The sequence below is a fragment of the Acinetobacter sp. RW6 genome (genome assembly GCF_041956835.1).
In the GTDB taxonomy this organism is placed as follows: Bacteria; Pseudomonadota; Gammaproteobacteria; order Pseudomonadales; family Moraxellaceae; genus Acinetobacter; species Acinetobacter calcoaceticus.
In genome coordinates this window covers 1,220,485-1,239,495 of the sequence record NZ_CP167121.1, presented here as the reverse complement: position 1 = coordinate 1,239,495, position 19,011 = coordinate 1,220,485, and the positions used below count along the sequence as shown (strand labels likewise).

At 39.7% G+C, this 19,011-nt stretch carries 13 protein-coding genes; 7 read left to right on the top strand and 6 right to left on the bottom strand.

The features are described 5' to 3' along the window. Positions 1–55 precede the first annotated feature (55 nt). The 3 genes from ACB088_RS05800 to ACB088_RS05790 form a co-directional block, all read right to left on the bottom strand. A complete protein-coding gene (locus tag ACB088_RS05800) occupies positions 56–5,212 on the bottom strand; it encodes a DUF4011 domain-containing protein (protein WP_375038274.1) in 5,157 nt (1,718 codons plus the stop codon). 234 nt (positions 5,213–5,446) lie between these two features. Further along, the gene (locus ACB088_RS05795; protein ID WP_375038273.1) at positions 5,447–6,241 is read right to left on the bottom strand and encodes a TorF family putative porin; all 795 of its coding nucleotides are present in this window, start codon (positions 6,239–6,241) and stop codon (positions 5,447–5,449) included. Positions 6,242–6,322: 81 nt separating this feature from the next. Further along, positions 6,323–7,237, bottom strand: a complete 915-nt coding sequence (locus ACB088_RS05790; RefSeq protein WP_005040228.1) for a LysR family transcriptional regulator — start codon at positions 7,235–7,237, stop codon at positions 6,323–6,325. A 100-nt stretch (positions 7,238–7,337) separates the two neighbouring features. On the opposite strand from ACB088_RS05790, the gene ACB088_RS05785 reads away from it, so the two are divergent. From ACB088_RS05785 to pcaD, 7 genes are all read left to right on the top strand, one after another. Then, complete coding sequence (locus tag ACB088_RS05785; protein WP_375038272.1) at positions 7,338–8,444, top strand: muconate/chloromuconate family cycloisomerase; 1,107 nt, start codon at positions 7,338–7,340, stop codon at positions 8,442–8,444. Positions 8,445–8,467: 23 nt separating this feature from the next. After that, entirely contained in the window at positions 8,468–8,758 is a 291-nt protein-coding gene (gene catC / locus ACB088_RS05780) for a muconolactone Delta-isomerase (RefSeq protein ID WP_003651954.1), read from the top strand. A gap of 161 nt (positions 8,759–8,919) precedes the next feature. Next, on the top strand, positions 8,920–9,840 hold the full coding sequence (gene catA / locus ACB088_RS05775) for a catechol 1,2-dioxygenase (RefSeq protein ID WP_375038271.1): 921 nt from the start codon (positions 8,920–8,922) through the stop codon (positions 9,838–9,840). Positions 9,841–9,974: 134 nt separating this feature from the next. Continuing rightward, the gene (locus ACB088_RS05770; RefSeq protein ID WP_045431259.1) at positions 9,975–10,646 is read left to right on the top strand and encodes a 3-oxoacid CoA-transferase subunit A; all 672 of its coding nucleotides are present in this window, start codon (positions 9,975–9,977) and stop codon (positions 10,644–10,646) included. Positions 10,647–10,664: 18 nt separating this feature from the next. Continuing rightward, positions 10,665–11,315, top strand: coding sequence for a 3-oxoacid CoA-transferase subunit B (locus ACB088_RS05765; protein WP_375038270.1), 651 nt, complete (start codon positions 10,665–10,667; stop codon positions 11,313–11,315). A 391-nt stretch (positions 11,316–11,706) separates the two neighbouring features. Further along, positions 11,707–12,921, top strand: coding sequence for a 3-oxoadipyl-CoA thiolase (gene pcaF, locus ACB088_RS05760; protein WP_375038269.1), 1,215 nt, complete (start codon positions 11,707–11,709; stop codon positions 12,919–12,921). A gap of 10 nt (positions 12,922–12,931) precedes the next feature. After that, entirely contained in the window at positions 12,932–13,711 is a 780-nt protein-coding gene (pcaD, locus tag ACB088_RS05755) for a 3-oxoadipate enol-lactonase (RefSeq protein WP_375038268.1), read from the top strand. Between the two features lie 62 nt (positions 13,712–13,773). On the opposite strand, the gene ACB088_RS05750 is transcribed toward pcaD, so the two are convergent. The 3 genes from ACB088_RS05750 to tynA all read right to left on the bottom strand — a co-directional run bounded on the left by ACB088_RS05750 (position 13,774) and on the right by tynA (position 18,970). Further along, on the bottom strand, positions 13,774–15,261 hold the full coding sequence (locus ACB088_RS05750; RefSeq protein WP_375038267.1) for an NAD-dependent phenylacetaldehyde dehydrogenase: 1,488 nt from the start codon (positions 15,259–15,261) through the stop codon (positions 13,774–13,776). A gap of 33 nt (positions 15,262–15,294) precedes the next feature. Then, the gene (locus tag ACB088_RS05745) at positions 15,295–16,512 is read right to left on the bottom strand and encodes a hypothetical protein (protein WP_375038782.1); all 1,218 of its coding nucleotides are present in this window, start codon (positions 16,510–16,512) and stop codon (positions 15,295–15,297) included. 142 nt (positions 16,513–16,654) lie between these two features. Then, complete coding sequence (gene tynA, locus ACB088_RS05740; protein WP_375038265.1) at positions 16,655–18,970, bottom strand: primary-amine oxidase; 2,316 nt, start codon at positions 18,968–18,970, stop codon at positions 16,655–16,657. Positions 18,971–19,011 lie beyond the last annotated feature (41 nt).

Genomic DNA, 19,011 nt, shown 5'->3' with positions numbered 1-19,011 from the left:
TTATTTAATAAAATTAGAAACAGATAAGGTCAACCCCTATCTGTTTCCAAACCAATTAAGCAACATTTTGATTCGCTTTTATCTCTTCTAATACTTTTACCAATTTTGTTAAATTTTGCTCTGGATCTAACCACCAATCCACCGTCCAAACCGATAAAACTTCCCAACCTAATCCATTTAAAACCGTTGGTCTAAGTTGATCTCGATCTCGTGCAGTAGCAGCTTTAGCATAGTTTTCACCATCTACAATAACACCTGCAATATAACTACCCGAATTCAAATCATCCTTAATCGCTAAATCTACACAGCTATCACCCTGTCCTATTCCAAGATCCACACTCCAGCCTTGTTCTTGTAACTTAGTTTGTAGGTACTGTACGAACTCTTTTTTAGTCTGCTTTTTACTTTGATCAACATAATTTAAATGCAATTGACCACTACGAGCAAAAACGAGGAAGTCTTTTAAATCTCTTACGCCCTCACTATTGGTGCGAGCTAAATTAATTTCTTCTGGACTCAAGGCTGAGAAAACATGTAACCCTTGACGGGCACGAGTAATTGCTACATTTAAACGGCGCTGACCACCTTGGCGGTTAAGCGCACCAAAATTCATTGATAAGCGACCATCCTGATCTTTTGCATAGGTAATGGAGAAAACGATAATATCGCGCTCATCTCCTTGCACATTTTCTAGATTCTTAACGAATAAAGGTTCAATGCCCGACTTGCTCAATGTCTCTAACTCAGGATGATTTGCCAGTTCATTATCCAGTAAATCTTCAATCAACTTTTGCTGCGTCATATTGAAAGTCACAACACCTAGGGTCAGAGGGTTCTCTTGCCCTAACTGTGACTGTAAATGCTGAATAATAAATTCAACAATTGCTTTAGCTTCATTCGTATTGGTACGCGTATCCCCTTTGTCGTAAACACCCTCAACCACATGCAGTTTTACAGCGGTATCCTTCGCAACAGGTGCAGGGAAAGTAAATAAACCGCCTTTGTAATATTTCTGATTACTAAACTGAATGAGGCTTTCATAACGACTGCGGTAATGCCAGTTCAAAGCCAACTCAGGTAACTGGGCAGCAAGGCATTCATCCAGAATACTTTCTAAATCTTCAGTTACTTCTTCATCCACCTCTTCTTCAGAATCTCCCTTACCAAAGAAGCTTGTTGGTGGCATTTGTTTATTATCACCCACCACAATTGATTGCTTGCCTCTCGCTAATGCACCGATCGCATCCCACACTGGAATCTGAGAAGCTTCATCGAAAATCACCACATCAAATTTTGCTTCTGTATCTAGATATTGAGCAACTGATAAAGGACTCATTAATAGACATGGCTTTAAGCCAACTAACACATCAGGAATCTGGCGCATTAATTCACGTACAGGAATATGACGACGCTTCTTACCTAACTCTTTATTTAGAACAGTCCACTGTGCCTTATATTTATCTTGTTCACTAAAAATAGCATTCCAACGATGAATAATCTCATGACTCGCAGCAAGCTGGTGTTCCCTATCTTGCTGTGTAAAAGTCTGAATTTTCTGTTCATGTTGCTGACTATTGAACTGATTTAATTCTGGATGTTGACTAAATTGATGAGTAATCCAGTGTCTTGCTAAATTAATATTCAAGCGTTTTAGAACAGCATCCAATTCTAATGGAGCATGCAAGAGTTCAAAGGCCAAAGGTTTTAATCCTTGTTTAATCAACTGGCTCTTTATAGCCTGCCAATTTAACCAATGTCTCCAAGATGAACCGTGTTGCTGCAATTGCTTCTGTCTTTCGATAATTTCATTAAAATTAATATCTAGATATGGAGTGAGTTGGACATCATTCTTCAATGCATGATCATTCAACAATTGACCGAATGTATTTTCAACCTGAGCTAAGTTGTGTTTTATTTCATCCAAGCTATTATTTTTACTAAATTCTACAGCTTTAAATAAAGTTGTTTGATCAATAATTGTTGATGCAACGATTTGCTTAATTTGTTGCCACTGATTGTGAATAGTTTCAAAACTTTGCCATGCACTATCTTCAGCCTGCCAGTAAGAACCCAATTTACTTGCCAACTGATTTTCACATTCAGTGAATTGTCTTTGTTGACTTTGGATATGCTGTAAAATTGGTAAGTCATGAGCAACTGCCAAAGCTGTAGGACGTTGAGTTGAGCTTTGATAAGTTTTGACTAGGTTTCTCAGTTGGAATTTAGCGAACCATGAGAATGGGAAAATTTTTGATTCTGCTTCACGCCATTTAAAGGCAATTTGATTTAAATCTGCTTGATAAACTTGAGATTGGTATTGTCCAACTAACGAAGAACGCTGCTGTTTTAAATCTTGGACTAACTGCTTCGCTTGTGTAATGGTAGTTAAATCTAAATCTTTAATAACACTTAATAATTTTAAATCAGTTTGCTGAACAAGAGCAGATAATGCAGTAAAAATAGAAACATCTTGTTTAACCTGACTCAGATTTTGCTTTTCACCAAATCCATAAACTTCTTGCCAAATAGAAACTGAACTTTGCAAACGCTGTATCTGATCAACAAGTTGATCCTGTAATATTTGATATTGTTCTTGCCATGCTAGGCTCCAAATCGGCTCAGACAAACCTTCCGCAAAACCATTCAATACATCTTTAACATTTTCATTGACGAGCTGACGTAAACTTACAGCTTGTGTCACGCTCTCACTCAGTAGCTCACGTTTTTCTGCTGTTAACGTCGCAATATTGATATCAGGAAAACGTAAATGCGGTGTATCCCGATAACGAAGTTCATCACTCATTGCAGCATACAAACTCCAGCCAATAGGGTGTGATGTATGGAGATTTTTTACATGTTGATTCAGCTCATCTCGGGTTTGAATTAATCTGTCTGAAAGTTTCTGCCATTCTGTTGTTTTAAGTTGAGCACTTAAAAAGTAAGGATCATTGTTTTTCTGCGCTCTTTCTCTCAGTTGATCCAATACTTCCATTTTTTGGGATTTTGATGAGTGTAGTTGCAAGCACAGTTCACTTAAGCCAATTTGTGTCAAACGACGATAAACAACTTCTAAAGCAGCCATTTTTTCAGAGACGAATAACACGGATTTACCATCAGCCAAACATTGAGAGATCATATTGGTAATGGTCTGTGACTTACCTGTACCGGGAGGGCCTGATAACACAAAAGTACGCCCTAATGCTGCGGACATGACTGCCGCTAGCTGCGAAGAGTCAGACGATAAAGGAGTAAATAATTGTTGTGGCTTATATTGTTGGTCTAATTGAGCAGGTTGAGGGAATTCATCTTGTTTAATAAAAGGTTCCCTTGGGGATTCAATTAGATGATTTACTACTGCTTGATTTTTCAGTTCATCCATCCGTGAAGATAAATCAAGCCACATTAAATATTTTGAGAATGAAAATTGACCAATAGCAGCCTCTGCTTTTACTTCCCATCCCGGTATATTTACAATCGCCTTCCGTACAATATGTAAAACCTGATTAACATCTACCCCAGAGTCATCTGTTGGTAAAGGATTCAAGCCAGCAATATCAAGTTCAAAGTCTTGTCTTAATAATTGTAATAGAGTGGAGTTAAAACGTGGTTCATCATCGTACATAAATAGACGATAGCCTGTTTTAGCCGTCTCACGCGTAATCTGTACAGGAATGAGGAGTAACGGTGCCTTAAATGTACGTTTCGAGCGTTCTGACTCTTTCCACTCAAGAAAACCAACCGCAAGAAATAATGTATTAGCCCCGCCTTCCTCTAAAGCAGTACGTGAAGCACGATAGACTTCAATCAGGCGCTTTTCTAATAAGGGTGTATCTAAAGGACTAAATAATAATTTTCTAGAAAGACTTTCATCAACGTATTGATAAATATGTTGGCTTTCATTGTCACGCTGGACATCTTTTAGCGAAATACTATCAATACTCTTAAATAAGAAACCCTCTTGATTTGCAAGTGCATCTTCAAGTTTGCTTAGTGTTAACTCAGAGCACTGTAAAGGAATACTGTAACGGTTATCTTTAAAATTTAAGAGTTTATTACGAAGACTTAAATCTAATAATCGACGTAACCAACGATCAACCCTTGTAGTTTTACTTTCAACAGGACGGTCAACATCGTAATTAGGAATAGATGCAGATGCCCATTCAATCTCTGTTTCATCTAGATGATTCTTCTTTTCCAGATGTGCAGAAATGGGTTTAATGCCACGTAATCGAGACTGCCGAACATCAATTGCAAGATAAAATTTATTCTGACGAGATTCGTCCTTAATATACTGTCTTGCAGTTTCAAGTGCAGAAGTGAATTTTGCTTGTTGTGTAAGTAACGTCGTTTCTATAAAAACGATCTCACCTAAATCATAACGTTTTCTTAATGCTTGAATATCATCAATAATTAAATCAACATTTGGGGTTTCATTTAACCAAACCCCAAGATAAGCATGCGCCTCTTCAATAATGATTAACGTATCAAGACCAATTTGTTCAGCCAAGGCACTTAACAACATTGTACTATCTAAACAACACGCCAGTTTTTCTTCAAAAATCTGTTTTGCTAAACGTATTCGTTGTCCCGACTTTACAAAACTTGGTGGACTCACAATGTAATGAATATCTTGTGTTAATAAAGAATCCCATAGTGCATTCAACTGAGATAGAACAGAATCCCGATCTCGATCTAAATACCCACTTAATGAACCAAGTTGTTTTGTTTTTAAAATCTCACTCGCTTTAACTAAAATTGGGCTGAGTGCTGAAGAATTAGGTTGTGAAAAACTCGCTAATAATTCAATTGGCTGACGTTCTCCGCCCCAAGTATCAATAGTTAATACATCTATTTCTAACTGTTGTTCTGCCAGCACTTCTTCTTTTTCATTCAACCAGAGTACTTCAATACTCCCTTTCATATTTTCAGGTAGCTCTTGCAACATTTGAATATCAAAAGCTAATTTTGGTTTATCGAGAGCCAAGACTTGCTTGCCTTCCAAGCTCGCGATATGAATGATATGTTCTTTGAAATATTCAGGATTAGAACGAATAATAATTCGAGAGTCAGAAATTGTTTCAGTAGAAGATATTAGAACTTGTCGGATTAGGGGCACTGAATTTTGTTGTAAAACGAAACTCAAAGCTGAAGCACAATCAACTTGTAATGAATATTCAGAATTAGTTTTTTGTTTATTGTCAACTTCTGACATTATTTACCCCTTATCAATTTTATTAGATCTAATTAAAGATGTGCTTAAAAACTAAAGGTACAATATTAAATGATTTATGTCTTATTTTAAAATTAAACAAACAGCAATATTAAATCTTTCTTGGCTGAGAAAAGTAAATTCTTAGTCTTAACAGGAGATTGTTTTTAACTACGTTTGAAAGTTTACAGATGACTTTCAAGCGTAGTTAATCAGACTACTATTAATAAGTTTAACTTAAAAAACTTTTTTTACAGACACTGTAAAAGTCGAGTCAATCGGATTTGAAATAGGTGCATCTGGCTCACCATTACTATACTTTTTATAGAACCCATTTTTATCCCAAGCTTTGGTATAGGCTAATCCTGTATTCCAACCATCGCCTAAATCCTTAATAAGCTCAACCTTAACATCTTGAAAATTAGCTTCAGAGAAATTTTTAATTCTTTCATAGCCATAATGAGCACCAAAAGTCCAAGTTTCATTGATAGGCTGTGTAAAAGTTAAATCCAGATATGTTGTTCCTCTTGAACGTTTACCCTCAGGGCCGCCCATCGTCTTGGAGTTATAGCCAGCATAATCCGGGGTGTATGTAATAAAGTATTTAAGCGTTAATGGTCCATAACCAATTTGAGGCACAATTTCGCCATAGTTATAACTGGTACTGCCCGTTTCAGGCGTGCTTTCAGCACCCGGATAGTAATAATAAAAAACCGTCATTCCAGCCGAAAACTTATCGAAAGTTTTTATATAACCAGCATAAAAATCCCACTCAACTGAAGCATCTCTAAGATAGTTAGAACTCACATTGGATGCCCAAGTACCTACAAATACTCCATTCGGATTTGCATAGTCTAAACCAATCTGTAAAGCTGGCTTACCCCAAGTTTGCTGGAAACCACGTGATATATATTGACTTGCAAAGGTTACATTTGCACTGTATGGAGAAATTTGTTCTTGTTCATTTAATTGTTCAGCATGTACAACACCTGTAGACATAATGAGAGAAGCTAATCCTAAAATTTTTCTCATTCAATAATTCCTTTTACATATTACCTATAGGTTTAAAGTTTTAAAATAACATGAAAATTCAATTTTAATCGTATTAAAAATTTATAAATTCAAATTTCTGGACACTTCTTCTTGGCTATAGATCTCTTCAATACAATCTAAAATTTTAGGAATATACGAACTTTGGTCCATGTTACGCATAGATAGAGAAATCGGACTATAGGCTTCTAAGTCTAAGATATTTAAGTAAGTTAGATTCTTCATTCCAATGTCACAGGCACTTTCCGGAATAATACAAATACCCTCCCCAGATGCCACCAATCCAAGTGCCATATGAATTTCGCGAACTTCGGTGAGTTTGGCTGGAATTAAACCTAACTTGGTAAATAAAGCTTGAATGGTGGTCGAAAAATTCGGCTTAGGTGTAGTTGGATAAGAAAAAATCGTCTCATTAATGATTTGAGATAAGTAAATTCCTGAATCTTGAAATTCACTTAATGGATGCTTTTTATGAATCGCTAATTTTAATTTTTCTTTTCTGAGTAAAAGTCTCTTAATAGCCGGATCACTAATGGGTAATCGACCAAAACCTAAATCGATTTTGCCTAACTTTAAAGCTTCAACCTGATCTCGTGTTCCACATTCAATAAGCTCGACATGAATGTCAGGATTTTTTTGTCTAAACAGATAAATGACTTGGGGTAACCGCCCGTAAAGCAGTGAGCTGACATAACCCACTTTGACAATGTTATCGACCAGCTTCATTTTTTTGGCCATAGAAGCAGCTTGAGCAGTATGCGTTAAAATCTGCACAGCATGTTGGTAAAAAAACAGACCTGCTTCTGTCGCTTTTAATGGACGTGAGCCCTTCACAAACAAATCAATCCCTAACTCTTCTTCTAGTTTTTTGATTTGACGTGTTAAAGGTGGCTGGGCAATAAAAAGCTTTTCTGCGGCCTTAGTCAGACTTTGTTCTTCAACAACGGTAACAAAATAACGTAGATGTCTTAATTCCATTAATATACCTTTTTAGTATCTTAAAATACCGTTCTATATCTATTTTAGGCTATTACATTCTTCTATGGTATGTAAACAAGTTTGAAATAGTTGAAACTTCATGTATAGAACCATAGAAACCATACTTGTGGATATTCCAACTATCCGTCCTCACCAGTTGTCTGTGACTACGATGCGTACTCAGACTTTGGTGCTCGTTAAAATTACGACCACGGATGGTATTGTCGGTTGGGGTGAAGCGACCACCATTGGTGGATTGAACTATGGTGAAGAAAGTCCTGAAAGTGTCAAAGCCAATATTGATACTTACTTTGCACCATTACTCACATCAGTTAAAGATTTAAACGTTGCTCAAACATTAAAACTGATTCGTAAAAATATTAATGGTAACCGCTTTGCGAAATGTGCCATTCAGACTGCCCTACTTGATATTCAGGCAAAACGCTTAGGCGTGCCATTAAGCGAAGTGTTAGGTGGCCGTCTACGTAATAGTTTACCTGTACTTTGGACGCTCGCGTCTGGCGACACAGAAAAAGATATTGCTGAAGCTCAAAAAATGATTGAGTTGAAGCGTCATAACACGTTCAAGCTCAAAATCGGCGCACGCCCTTTGCAACAAGATGTTGATCATGTGATTGCAATTAAAAAAGCACTAGGTGCAGATATTAGTGTACGTGTCGATGTAAATCGTGCATGGTCAGAGCTGGAATGTATTCAAGGTATTCAACAGCTGCAAGATGGTGGAATTGATTTAATTGAACAGCCGTGTGCTATTCAAAATACTGAAGCACTTGCTCGTTTAACACATCGTTTTGATGTCGCAATCATGGCGGATGAAGCTTTAACTGGGCCAGACAGCGCATACCGTATTGCAAAAAGCCATGGGGCTGACGTATTTGCGGTAAAAATTGAACAATCTGGTGGTCTGATCGAAGCATGTGAAGTGGCCAAGGTTGCAGGTTTGGCTGGAATTGAACTTTATGGCGGCACCATGCTTGAAGGCCCTGTAGGTAGCATTGCTTCTGCTCATGCATTTGCAACTTTTGAAACATTAGCATTCGGTACTGAATTATTTGGTCCGTTATTACTTACTGAAGAAATTTTGAAAGAACCGCTACGCTACGAGAACTTTGAATTGCATTTGCCAACGGCTCCGGGCCTAGGCATTGAAATTGATGAAGATAAAGTTGAGAAGTTACGTCGTTAAGGCAACAGGATAAGGAGTTTCCCATGTTATTTCATGTACGTATGGATGTGCATATTCCACTTGATATGCCAGCCGACAAAGCAAATGAAATTAAGGCCGTTGAAAAAGCCTATTCGCAAGACTTACAACGTCAAGGTAAATGGCGTCACATCTGGCGAGTTACAGGCCAGTACTCAAACATCAGTATTTTTGATGTAGAGAGCAATGAAGAGTTGCACAACATTTTACAAGGATTACCTCTCTATCCTTACATGAACATCGAAGTGATGGCGCTTAATCGTCACCCTTCATCTGTTCGTGATGATGATTCGTAATTTAAGAAAATAGTTTGAGTGTGTGGTCTGAAGCACATTCAAAAACTAAATATATTTATTCAGAAGGTAACAAGGAACGTGGCAGCAACAATTCGCTAGCAAAACAAAATGCCAGCACCACTGCCACCTAAAACCGTATTGCATACTTAAGGAGTTTTAGTATGAACCGTCAACAAATTGATGCGCTTGTAAAACAAATGAATATCGACACAGCTAAAGGCGAAGTCGATGCACGTGTTCAGCAAATTGTAGTGCGCCTTCTCGGGGATTTATTTCAAGCCATCGAAGATTTAGACATCCAGCCTTCAGAAGTATGGAAAGGTCTGGAATATTTCACAGATGCAGGTCAAGCCAATGAACTTGGACTTTTAGCAGCTGGTTTAGGTTTAGAGCACTACCTTGACTTACGTGCTGATGAAGCCGATGCCAAAGCAGGCGTTACTGCCGGCACACCTCGTACCATCGAAGGCCCACTTTACGTCGCTGGTGCACCTGAAACTGTTGGTTTTGCACGTATGGATGATGGCACTGAAACAGGCAAAATCGATACCTTAATTATTGAAGGTACTGTGACAGATACTGATGGCAATATCATTGAAAATGCCAAAGTTGAAGTATGGCATGCCAACAGTTTGGGTAATTACTCATTCTTTGATAAGTCTCAATCTGACTTCAACCTACGCCGTAGTATTTTGACTAATGCTGATGGTAAATATGTTGCATTAACTACGATGCCAGTTGGCTACGGTTGCCCTCCAGAAGGTACAACTCAGGCCCTTCTTAACAAGTTAGGGCGTCATGGTAACCGTCCATCGCACGTTCATTACTTCGTGTCTGCACCAGGTTTCCGCAAGCTTACAACTCAATTCAATATTGAGGGTGATGAGTACTTATGGGACGACTTTGCCTTCGCTACTCGTGACGGTTTAGTTGCAACAGCAGTTGATGTATCTGACCCTGCTGAAATTCAACGCCATGGTTTAGATCACGCTTTCAAGCACATCACATTTAACATCGAACTTGTAAAAGATGCCGCTGCTGCACCTTCAACTGAAGTTGAACGTCGTCGCGCTAGTGCTTAATTGAAAGTGTATGTGAGTTAAAAGTTCGCTTTTGACTCACAAAACTTATTCCATATATTACTACCCTTAAGAATTTAGATAAATTTTTAGCGGTAGTAATACATCACGTTACCTCATGCTCTAAGGTTTCTCACATGATTGACAAAAGTAAGTCCTCACTTAGCGAGGTTCTATCGCAGATTAAAGATGGTGCCACCATTCTGATTGGTGGTTTTGGTACCGCAGGACAACCCGCTGAACTCATTGACGGACTGATTGAACTAGGTGTTAAAGGCCTAACCATTGTCAGCAACAATGCCGGTAATGGTGATTACGGTCTGGCTAAACTGCTTAAAGCCGGTTCAGTTAAAAAAGTGATCTGTTCTTTCCCTCGTCAGTCAGACTCTTATGTGTTTGATGAACTGTACCGTGCCGGAAAGGTCGAGCTTGAAGTCGTACCACAAGGTAATCTGGCTTGCCGTATTCAGGCAGCGGGTATGGGACTTGGGGCCGTGTTTACCCCAACAGGCTTTGGAACACTTTTAGCTGAAGGTAAAGAAACTCGCCAGATCGATGGTAAAGACTACGTACTCGAATATCCAATCAAGGCTGACTTTGCCTTGATTAAAGCTTACAAGGGCGACCGTTGGGGCAATCTGGTTTACCGTAAATCTGCCCGTAACTTTGGTCCGATCATGGCCATGGCTGCGGATGTCACTATTGTTCAGGTCTCTGAGGTAGTTGAGTTAGGTGGATTAGACCCAGAGCACATTATTACCCCAGGTATTTTTGTACAACACGTTGTACAAGTACAGCCCGCACAATAAGCAATAAGGAGAAATAACATGAGCTACCAGAAACTCAGCCGTGACCAGATTGCAAAACGTGTGGCACAAGACATTCCAGATGGTGCATATGTGAACCTAGGTATTGGTTTGCCAACCAAGATCGCGAGCTACCTACCCAACGATAAAGATATTTTCCTTCATTCTGAAAATGGCTTACTGGCTTTTGGCCCACCACCAGCAGCAGGTGAAGAAGACCCTGAACTGATTAATGCAGGTAAAGAATTTGTGACCATGCTTGAAGGCGGCAGCTTTTTCCACCATGGTGACTCATTTGCGATGATGCGTGGTGGTCACCTTGATATTGCGGTGCTTGGAGCATTTCAGGTTGCAGCGAATGGTGACTTGGCGAACTGGCACACGGGTGCACCGAATGCGATTCCTGCGGTGGGTGGTGCAATGGATTTGGCAGTGGGTGCCAAGAAAGTATTTATCACCACGGACCACGTGACCAAACAAGGTGAGCCGAAGATTGTAGCTGAACTGAGCTATCCGGTAACGGGTAAAAAATGTGTTGACCGTATTTACACCGACCTTTGTGTGATTGATGTGACCAAAGATGGTTTAAAGGTGCTTGAGAAAGTGGAAGGTCTTAGCTTTGAAGAGTTGCAAGCTTTGACAGGTGCAACTTTGATTGATGCCACGGTTTAAGTTTTTAAATGATGTAGTCGCTACAGTTAATAAATAGCATCACGGCCTTGAATTACATTGATATTCAAAAGCCTTTTGTATAGGCAATACCTTACTTTTCAAAGATGAAAAGTAACAAAAATCTATGTTGAACAGAGGAGGCTTCCTTGCCTCCCTGTCCAACGGGTGACATCCATGTCACCTGTCACGATAGCAAATTGCTAGTGGATACGAGGTGGCGACATGGATGTCGCCTCGTTGCTCAGCACAACAGGGATGTTGTGTCTGAGAAACAAAGGGTTTTGTCACTTTTGCCCTGTCAAAAGTGAGGCATTGCCTATGCAAAGGAAGAATGGATAAACCCATCATTTGTGGCAGTGACAGAAACAGATTTCAAAATGGAAATGTAAGAATGAAAAACGCTTATATCATCGATGCCATCCGTACTCCATTCGGCCGTTATGCCGGTGGCCTTGCCCCTGTTCGTGCCGATGACCTTGGTGCTGTGCCGATTAAAGCATTAATGCAACGTAACCCGAATGTAGATTGGGAACAGGTCGATGATGTGATCTATGGTTGTGCCAACCAAGCTGGTGAAGATAACCGTAATGTCGGCCGTATGTCAGCACTGCTTGCAGGTTTACCGTATCAGGTTCCAGCAACCACCATTAACCGTTTGTGTGGTTCATCACTCGATGCGATTGCCATTGCTGCCCGTGCCATTAAAGCAGGCGAAGCTAACTTGGTGATTGCAGGTGGTGTGGAAAGCATGAGCCGTGCACCTTATGTGATGGGTAAGTCAGACAGTGCTTTTGGTCGTAGCCAGAAGATTGAAGACACCACCATGGGTTGGCGTTTCATTAACTCTAAACTTAAAGAATTGTATGGTGTAGACACCATGCCCCAGACTGCCGAAAACGTGGCTGAAAAGTTCAACGTCAATCGTGCAGATCAGGACCAGTTTGCCTTGGCGAGCCAACAACGCACCGCAAGCGCGCAAGCCAAAGGCTTTTTTTCTAAAGAAATCGTGGCAGTTGAAATCCCTCAGCGTAAGGGGGATGCTGTTGTGATTGATACCGATGAACATCCACGTGCATCAACCACGCTTGAAGCTTTAAGCAAACTTAAGCCAGTTGTCAAAGCAGATGGCACTGTGACTGCGGGAAATGCTTCGGGTATTAACGATGGTGCAGCAGCACTACTGATTGCTTCTGATGATGCAGTTCAGGCCTACAACCTAAAACCGCGTGCCAAGATCATTGCTTCAACAGCGGTAGGTGTAGAACCACGCATTATGGGTTTTGCTCCAGCACCTGCAATCAAAAAGCTTCTTAAACAAGCCAATCTGACTTTAGATCAGATGGATGTGATTGAGCTCAATGAAGCCTTTGCTGCGCAAGCATTAGCAGTGACTCGTGATTTAGGTTTGCCAGATGATTCTGACAAGGTCAATCCAAACGGTGGTGCAATTGCATTGGGCCATCCGTTAGGTGCTTCAGGTGCACGCCTAGTGACCACAGCCTTAAACCAGCTTGAGCAAACAGGCGGTCGTTATGCCTTATGTTCAATGTGTATTGGTGTGGGACAAGGCATCGCTTTGATTATTGAACGTGTTGAAGCACTTTAAGGAGAAACAAATGCCATCTTTTCAATCTGCCGATGCACAAATTAACTATCAAACTTTTGGCGAACCTTCTTCCCCTGCTTTGGTGTTTTCCAATTCTTTGGGCACCAATTATGGCATGTGGCAAAAACAGTTTAATGAGTTAAAAGATCAATTTTTTGTGATCTGCTATGACACCCGTGGTCACGGTTCATCATCTACGCCTGAAGGCCCTTACACTGTAGAGCAACTAGGTGAAGATGTTGTTCGATTACTCGATAATCTGAATATTAGCAAAGCTGCTTTTTGTGGTATTTCTATGGGCGGTTTAACGGGGCAATGGCTTGCGATTCACTACCCTGACCGTTTTAGTCATGTGATTGTGGCAAATACTGCCGCTAAAATTGGGCAAGAACAGGCATGGCTTGACCGTGCAAAATTAGTACTTGAGCAAGGTTTACAACCGATCGCAGCCACAGCAGCTTCGCGATGGTTTACAGATCCCTTTATCCAAAGTCACGCTTCAATTGTCAACAACCTGTGTAACGACTTAAGTGCTGGCAGCGCAATGGGTTATGCCAATTGTTGTGGGGCTTTGGCTAAAGCGGATGTCCGTGAGCAGTTAAAAGACATCAAAATTCCTGTATTAGTGATTGCTGGAACTCAAGACCCTGTAACGACTGTTGCAGATGGTGAATTTATGCAGCAGCGTATTGCACAGTCAAAGCTTGCAGAAATAAACGCTTCTCATATTTCCAATGTAGAACAGCCAGAAGCTTTTAATAAAATTCTAAAGGATTTTTTATTAGGTTAATTTAATGATTCAAAAAAATGGCCTATAAAGGCCATTTTTTATATCTCGTAGAATCTTTAAACTTAATAGCGAATCATGACCGATTTTAATTCAGTGTAATCTTCGATAAATGCATCTGAAAATTCTCTGCCAATTCCTGAAGCTTTCACACCACCAAATGGAACCGATGGGTCTAAGAAAGTATGCATATTGACCCACAAGGTCCCTGCTTCAATTTTAGGAATTAAACGTAAGGCTTTAGACAGATCATTTGTCCAAATACTTGCGGTTAAACCAAAGCGAGATTGATTCATGAGCTGAATCAGTTCTTCGTCAGTTTCAAACGGCATTACTCCGACCACTGGTCCAAAAGTTTCCTCTGAAAATAAAGGATCATCTGTATTTTTGAAGGAAATTAAAGTCGGCTGTACAAAATATCCAGTCTGATCTAAAGCCTCACCACCTGCAATAATCTGGTTGTTTGCTTTTGCCATATCTAAATAATGTTTTATTTTATAAAAATGTGGCTGATTAGAGAGTGGACCAAACATACTTCCCTCATCCATCGCTGACCCAATTTTGAATTGAGATAGTGCTTTAGAAAGTTTCTCGACCAGTTCATCATATTTTGTGTGGTGTACAAAAAACCGCTCTGGAGATGCGCAAACTTGACCTTGATGCACAAAAGTTGCTTGCAACAAAGTTGGTAAAATCTCATCGATATTTGCATCAGCCAAAACGGCTATGGCATTTTTACCACCTAACTCTAGACTGACACGGGTTAAATCACTGCTCATCGCGAGCTTACCAATGGCAATGCCCGTTGGTACTGAGCCTGTAAACGAGACTTTCTTAACGAGTGGCGATTCAATTAAATATTGTCCTGTATCACCCTTACCCGTAACCACATTAATCACCCCGGCTGGAATACCTGCCTCAATGGCAAGTTCGGCTAAACGTAATAAAGATAAGCTAGCAAACTCACTTGGCTTAAGCACAATGGTACAACCAGTTGTCAAAGCTGAACCAATTTTCCAAACACCAATCATGAGTGAAAAATTCCAAGGCACAATACCTGCGACTACACCAATCGGTTGTCTTAAAGTAAAGGCTGTATATTTTTCACCTTGCATTGATGGAATAGAAGGTTGCATGGTTTGACCATTAATTTTGGTTGCCCACCCTGCAAAATATCTTAAGAAAATAACAGATTGTGCTACTTCAAGATGACGGGAAATATTAATGAGTTTTCCGGTAGACAACGACTCAAGCTGTGCGAGTTCTTCACCATATTGCTCAATTAAATCTGCCAACTTGTTCAGTTTAACACCACGTTCATACGGCGTAGTTTCGGCCCAAGCATTTTGAAAAGCATGTTCAGCACTTTTCACGGCGCTTGCGACATCTTGTTGACTACCAATACTAATTTGAGCAACAACCTGTTCAGTCGATGGATTTACAATATCCACTTTATCTAAATGCTCGGCATCAACTAACTTCCCATCAATAAAATGCCCATGTTGACGCGCCATAAATTGCTGTACGCTTGCTAAAATTTGAACTTCACTCATTTTTATTTCTCTCAATTCATTTAAAAAGATCTATTAATAGATGTATTGCAGAATCAACTGCGCATACACATTGGTTTTGTCATCGTAGTTTTGAGTGCCGCCACTCTGGATATCCTGTTTAGGCTTGTAGAGTCCAACCAACGGAATAACGTTAAGTTTTTTATTGACGGACCAAACCGAGAACACATCCAGCTCATGTCCATCCACATTACTTAAAGACTTATTTACTGTTTTGAACTTATATGCCAAAGCACCTAACATGAAATTTTCTTTTAGATTCATACTGTAAGAGACTTGATGGATATCTGCATTTTTATTAAATGGGCCAGCATAATTTCCGGCAACTTCGCCCTGAAACCATGTGCCAAAACCGACCGTATTTCCATAAAACATAGGATCGTATTGGTCTGAAAAATGACTAAAACGGTAACCTAATGAGGGCGTATATTTTGAAGATAAAAAGTTATAGTTCAGCCCTACGTAACCTGCATTTTCTTGACTATCTTTTTTATCTTGAATAACAAACTCAGACTTAACTTGTAACTCAGGTAAAGGTTGATAATTCAAACGTAAAGCATAGTTTTTAAGATCTTCGCGCCCTGAGACGTGTTCAGCATCTTCAAGGTCTAATACATTTAAGTAAGTAAACCCAACGCCCTTATCTTTAAGCTGATACATCAGATCAGTTACAAAGAGTTCAGATGAAAATTGTGCTTTATTATTCGATTTTAAATAAGCCAGTTTTAGCGTTGTATTCTCTTGCGGTTTGTATTGAAGCAGACTGGTAAAATCAAAGCTGCGTCGTGCTGCCAGATAATATGCCCCGCCTCGGTCTAAGGCGCCATCTGCTGGCGGTTTGCCGAGATTTAATGCATCACCCGCAATGAAAAAACCATCACCAATCATGATATTTTGTCGACCAATACTTAAATCATAAGTAGTCAACTCATCTTTATTGGTACCGTCTTTAAAGCCAATGATCCATTCATTTACATCTGTTTTGCGCTCTTTGCCATTACTATTTTGGCCTGCGTCACCATCGCCAAATGTTGCCGAGCTAATACCGCTCAAACTTGCATAGAGCTGATTGTTTTTAAAGGTGTATTGTCCTTTCGCACCATATTTAAGATGGCCTTCTTGCCAATTTATTCTTTCGTCATCTAGGTTTTCACCGTTGTAACTTTTACCGCTGCTAAAAGCCCCAAAAGTTGCTTCAAAAGTCGGTTTAATTTCAAGCTCACCAGCATGCACAGTTGAAAAAAATGAGACAAAGAGAGTCCCTCTCATCACTTGAGAAAGTAGAGTTTTCATACAGAATTCCTTTTTGCGAACGGCTTACCTACGCTCAGGAATGAGTAACTTATTCGTTACCCATTCTGGCTCATGCACATTTTTAGTGATGGTCGTGCTGCGTGTTTTGCTTTTCTTCGCCCAAGTTTAAAGTCGGGGTGTTGTCAAAGAAGTTCCAAGGTTTGATGAGTGTATTGACCCACTCTGTAGGCATGATTGGCCATTCTTCAGCACGTGCTACATGGGTTGTGCCTGTTGTCATCCAGACCACGAGGTCTTTATTTTCAATATTTTCGTTGTTGCCAATGAATTGTCCTAACCCCGTATCGTGAGTCGAACGGTTTGAATATTTACCTTCAGGATAGCGCTCGTCTGGATTGTACTGAGTCACCCAAATTTGTTTATCCATAAAGTTCAAACGTTTAAATAACCATTCGTCTTTAGAAAAATTAGCACCTTTCGCTACAGGGTGTGTTCCACCCGCAAACGGAATAAGTTGGTAAGAAACCGGATTACCTAATTTATTTTCCTTGTTGAAGTTTGTGAGTAAGCGGATAGTTGATGGATCAAATTTTTCAGCCGCATTTTGCTCATTACTAATCACTTTACTATCGATTTGCATCGTACTTGTACGCACACCACCTTTTTCATTGGCTTTCACCACAGGGTCCATATGCATAAAGCTATTATTTTCTCCATCTACATCCATATCTAAACGGAAGTTATAAATGTGTTGATGCGTTGTACCCACAATATTATGGTCAATTAAAGTTCCATATTTAGTGTCTTCTTTAGCGGTACTGTCATGCATAGTCCGTGATTTAACCCCTTTCACGGCTTCAATACCTGTAGCACCCGCATTAATCCCAATCACACCGTTTTGGGCAAATACCCAGTCAAACATGTAATCGTAGTTTCCAACCGTACTAATCCAGCGCACAACAAGTTCACGGCGCGCTTCACTGGCATCTTGGTTACCAAAAATTTCGTGATGTTTATATTCAGGTCCAGCATAACGTTCAAATACAGCAATGGCATTTGGAATTACTTGTGGTTGACCTTTGTAGTCTGCAATCACGGCATCAAGTAAAATGGCATTTTCGGGTGCATCTGTCCCTGCTAGAATAGATGACGTCAGCGTACCCATACCATATTCGCCAGAGTCTAAATAAGATTTAAAGTACCACCCAATATCAGGGTCGCCATATGGAACCACCATTCCACCCAAGTTACCTTCATACATGACTTTACGCTTCACACCTTTGTCTTTATAAGTCACTGTAGAAAGTTGTAAGCCAACACGAGAATCTAACGCCACATGGAAACACCAGTTACCCCAGTGTACGGTTTGGCCTGTAATAGAAAAGTTCTTACCCTCAGGTTCAGTAATATTGAGTGGTTTTAGCTTGCTGGCTACTGGCTTATCTGACATATAAGGTCGATTTGCCATTGGCACAGGAATGATCGCACCTTCTTCAATCTTAATAATTTTTTCTTTATCTAAATCGACTACAGCAACTAGATTCTCAATAGGATGCGCCCAGTAGTTACCATCTCCTGTGTCAAGGTAAGCGACGACTTTTAATATATTGAGTTGTTTATCCAGTCCATCTTTACCACCAAAATATCCAACGGTCAGTGGTGTAGCAATTACTTTCTTCACATCTGTGATGCCGCGTTTGCGTAAAGCTTCCTGATATTCTTTACTTGTCTCAATTACACGCTGTACGGCCTCAAAATTATCTAGAAGCACCATTCCATGAGTATCTTTAAGGACATTCCATTTGGTGACTTGTTGAGTGTTAAGATTAACTTCACCTTCAATCGCTTGATTGCCCTTTAACAAAATAAATGAGGCAATTCGATCTTCTTTAAATTCTTTGTGATTAATAAAATAATCCCAAACTTTAGCTTTTTCTGGTTCTTTAAGTTTTAACTCGGCAAAACGCATATTTTTATAGGCATATTTCGAGCGGTTAATGACATCAAATGTCTTTTTGATTTCGTCAGAATTTAAACTATTGAGCGGGTGAAAGGTATTTTCAATTTTGAAAGTTTGATCTAAACCAGACTGGAATACTTCATTAAAAAAATCTTTTCCAATAACAGGTTTACCATCTTTAATTAATAAAGGCACACTGAGCTTGAAAGGTTTGCCATTCACCAAAACCTGATCTGAATTAGGTTTGGCTCGAACCACCATCGAACCCTTGGTGATCATATAGGTATTGGTAAAATCATCTTTTACAACTTTGGCGCCCTGCTCACTCATGTTTTGATAAAGTGAGACCATTTCGGCCTTTCCACCATGAGCATAAGCTTGAGTATTTAATCCCCAAAAGCTTGCAGCTATTGATAAGTTAAGTGCCAATATTTTTTGTATGTCATTCAATAATCGTTGTTTACGCATTGGTTTCATCCTTTTCATCTATCCCTGAACTATCTGAATCAGACAGTTAA

What these genes read in the sequence shown, in the direction of transcription:
- ACB088_RS05800 (WP_375038274.1), bottom strand. Translation starts at nt 5,212, where the DNA reads ATGTCAGAAGTTGACAATAAACAAAAAACTAATTCTGAATATTCATTA.
- ACB088_RS05795 (WP_375038273.1), bottom strand. Translation starts at nt 6,241, where the DNA reads ATGAGAAAAATTTTAGGATTAGCTTCTCTCATTATGTCTACAGGTGTT.
- ACB088_RS05790 (WP_005040228.1), bottom strand. Translation starts at nt 7,237, where the DNA reads ATGGAATTAAGACATCTACGTTATTTTGTTACCGTTGTTGAAGAACAA.
- ACB088_RS05785 (WP_375038272.1), top strand. Translation starts at nt 7,338, where the DNA reads ATGTATAGAACCATAGAAACCATACTTGTGGATATTCCAACTATCCGT.
- catC (WP_003651954.1), top strand. Translation starts at nt 8,468, where the DNA reads ATGTTATTTCATGTACGTATGGATGTGCATATTCCACTTGATATGCCA.
- catA (WP_375038271.1), top strand. Translation starts at nt 8,920, where the DNA reads ATGAACCGTCAACAAATTGATGCGCTTGTAAAACAAATGAATATCGAC.
- ACB088_RS05770 (WP_045431259.1), top strand. Translation starts at nt 9,975, where the DNA reads ATGATTGACAAAAGTAAGTCCTCACTTAGCGAGGTTCTATCGCAGATT.
- ACB088_RS05765 (WP_375038270.1), top strand. Translation starts at nt 10,665, where the DNA reads ATGAGCTACCAGAAACTCAGCCGTGACCAGATTGCAAAACGTGTGGCA.
- pcaF (WP_375038269.1), top strand. Translation starts at nt 11,707, where the DNA reads ATGAAAAACGCTTATATCATCGATGCCATCCGTACTCCATTCGGCCGT.
- pcaD (WP_375038268.1), top strand. Translation starts at nt 12,932, where the DNA reads ATGCCATCTTTTCAATCTGCCGATGCACAAATTAACTATCAAACTTTT.
- ACB088_RS05750 (WP_375038267.1), bottom strand. Translation starts at nt 15,261, where the DNA reads ATGAGTGAAGTTCAAATTTTAGCAAGCGTACAGCAATTTATGGCGCGT.
- tynA (WP_375038265.1), bottom strand. Translation starts at nt 18,970, where the DNA reads ATGAAACCAATGCGTAAACAACGATTATTGAATGACATACAAAAAATA.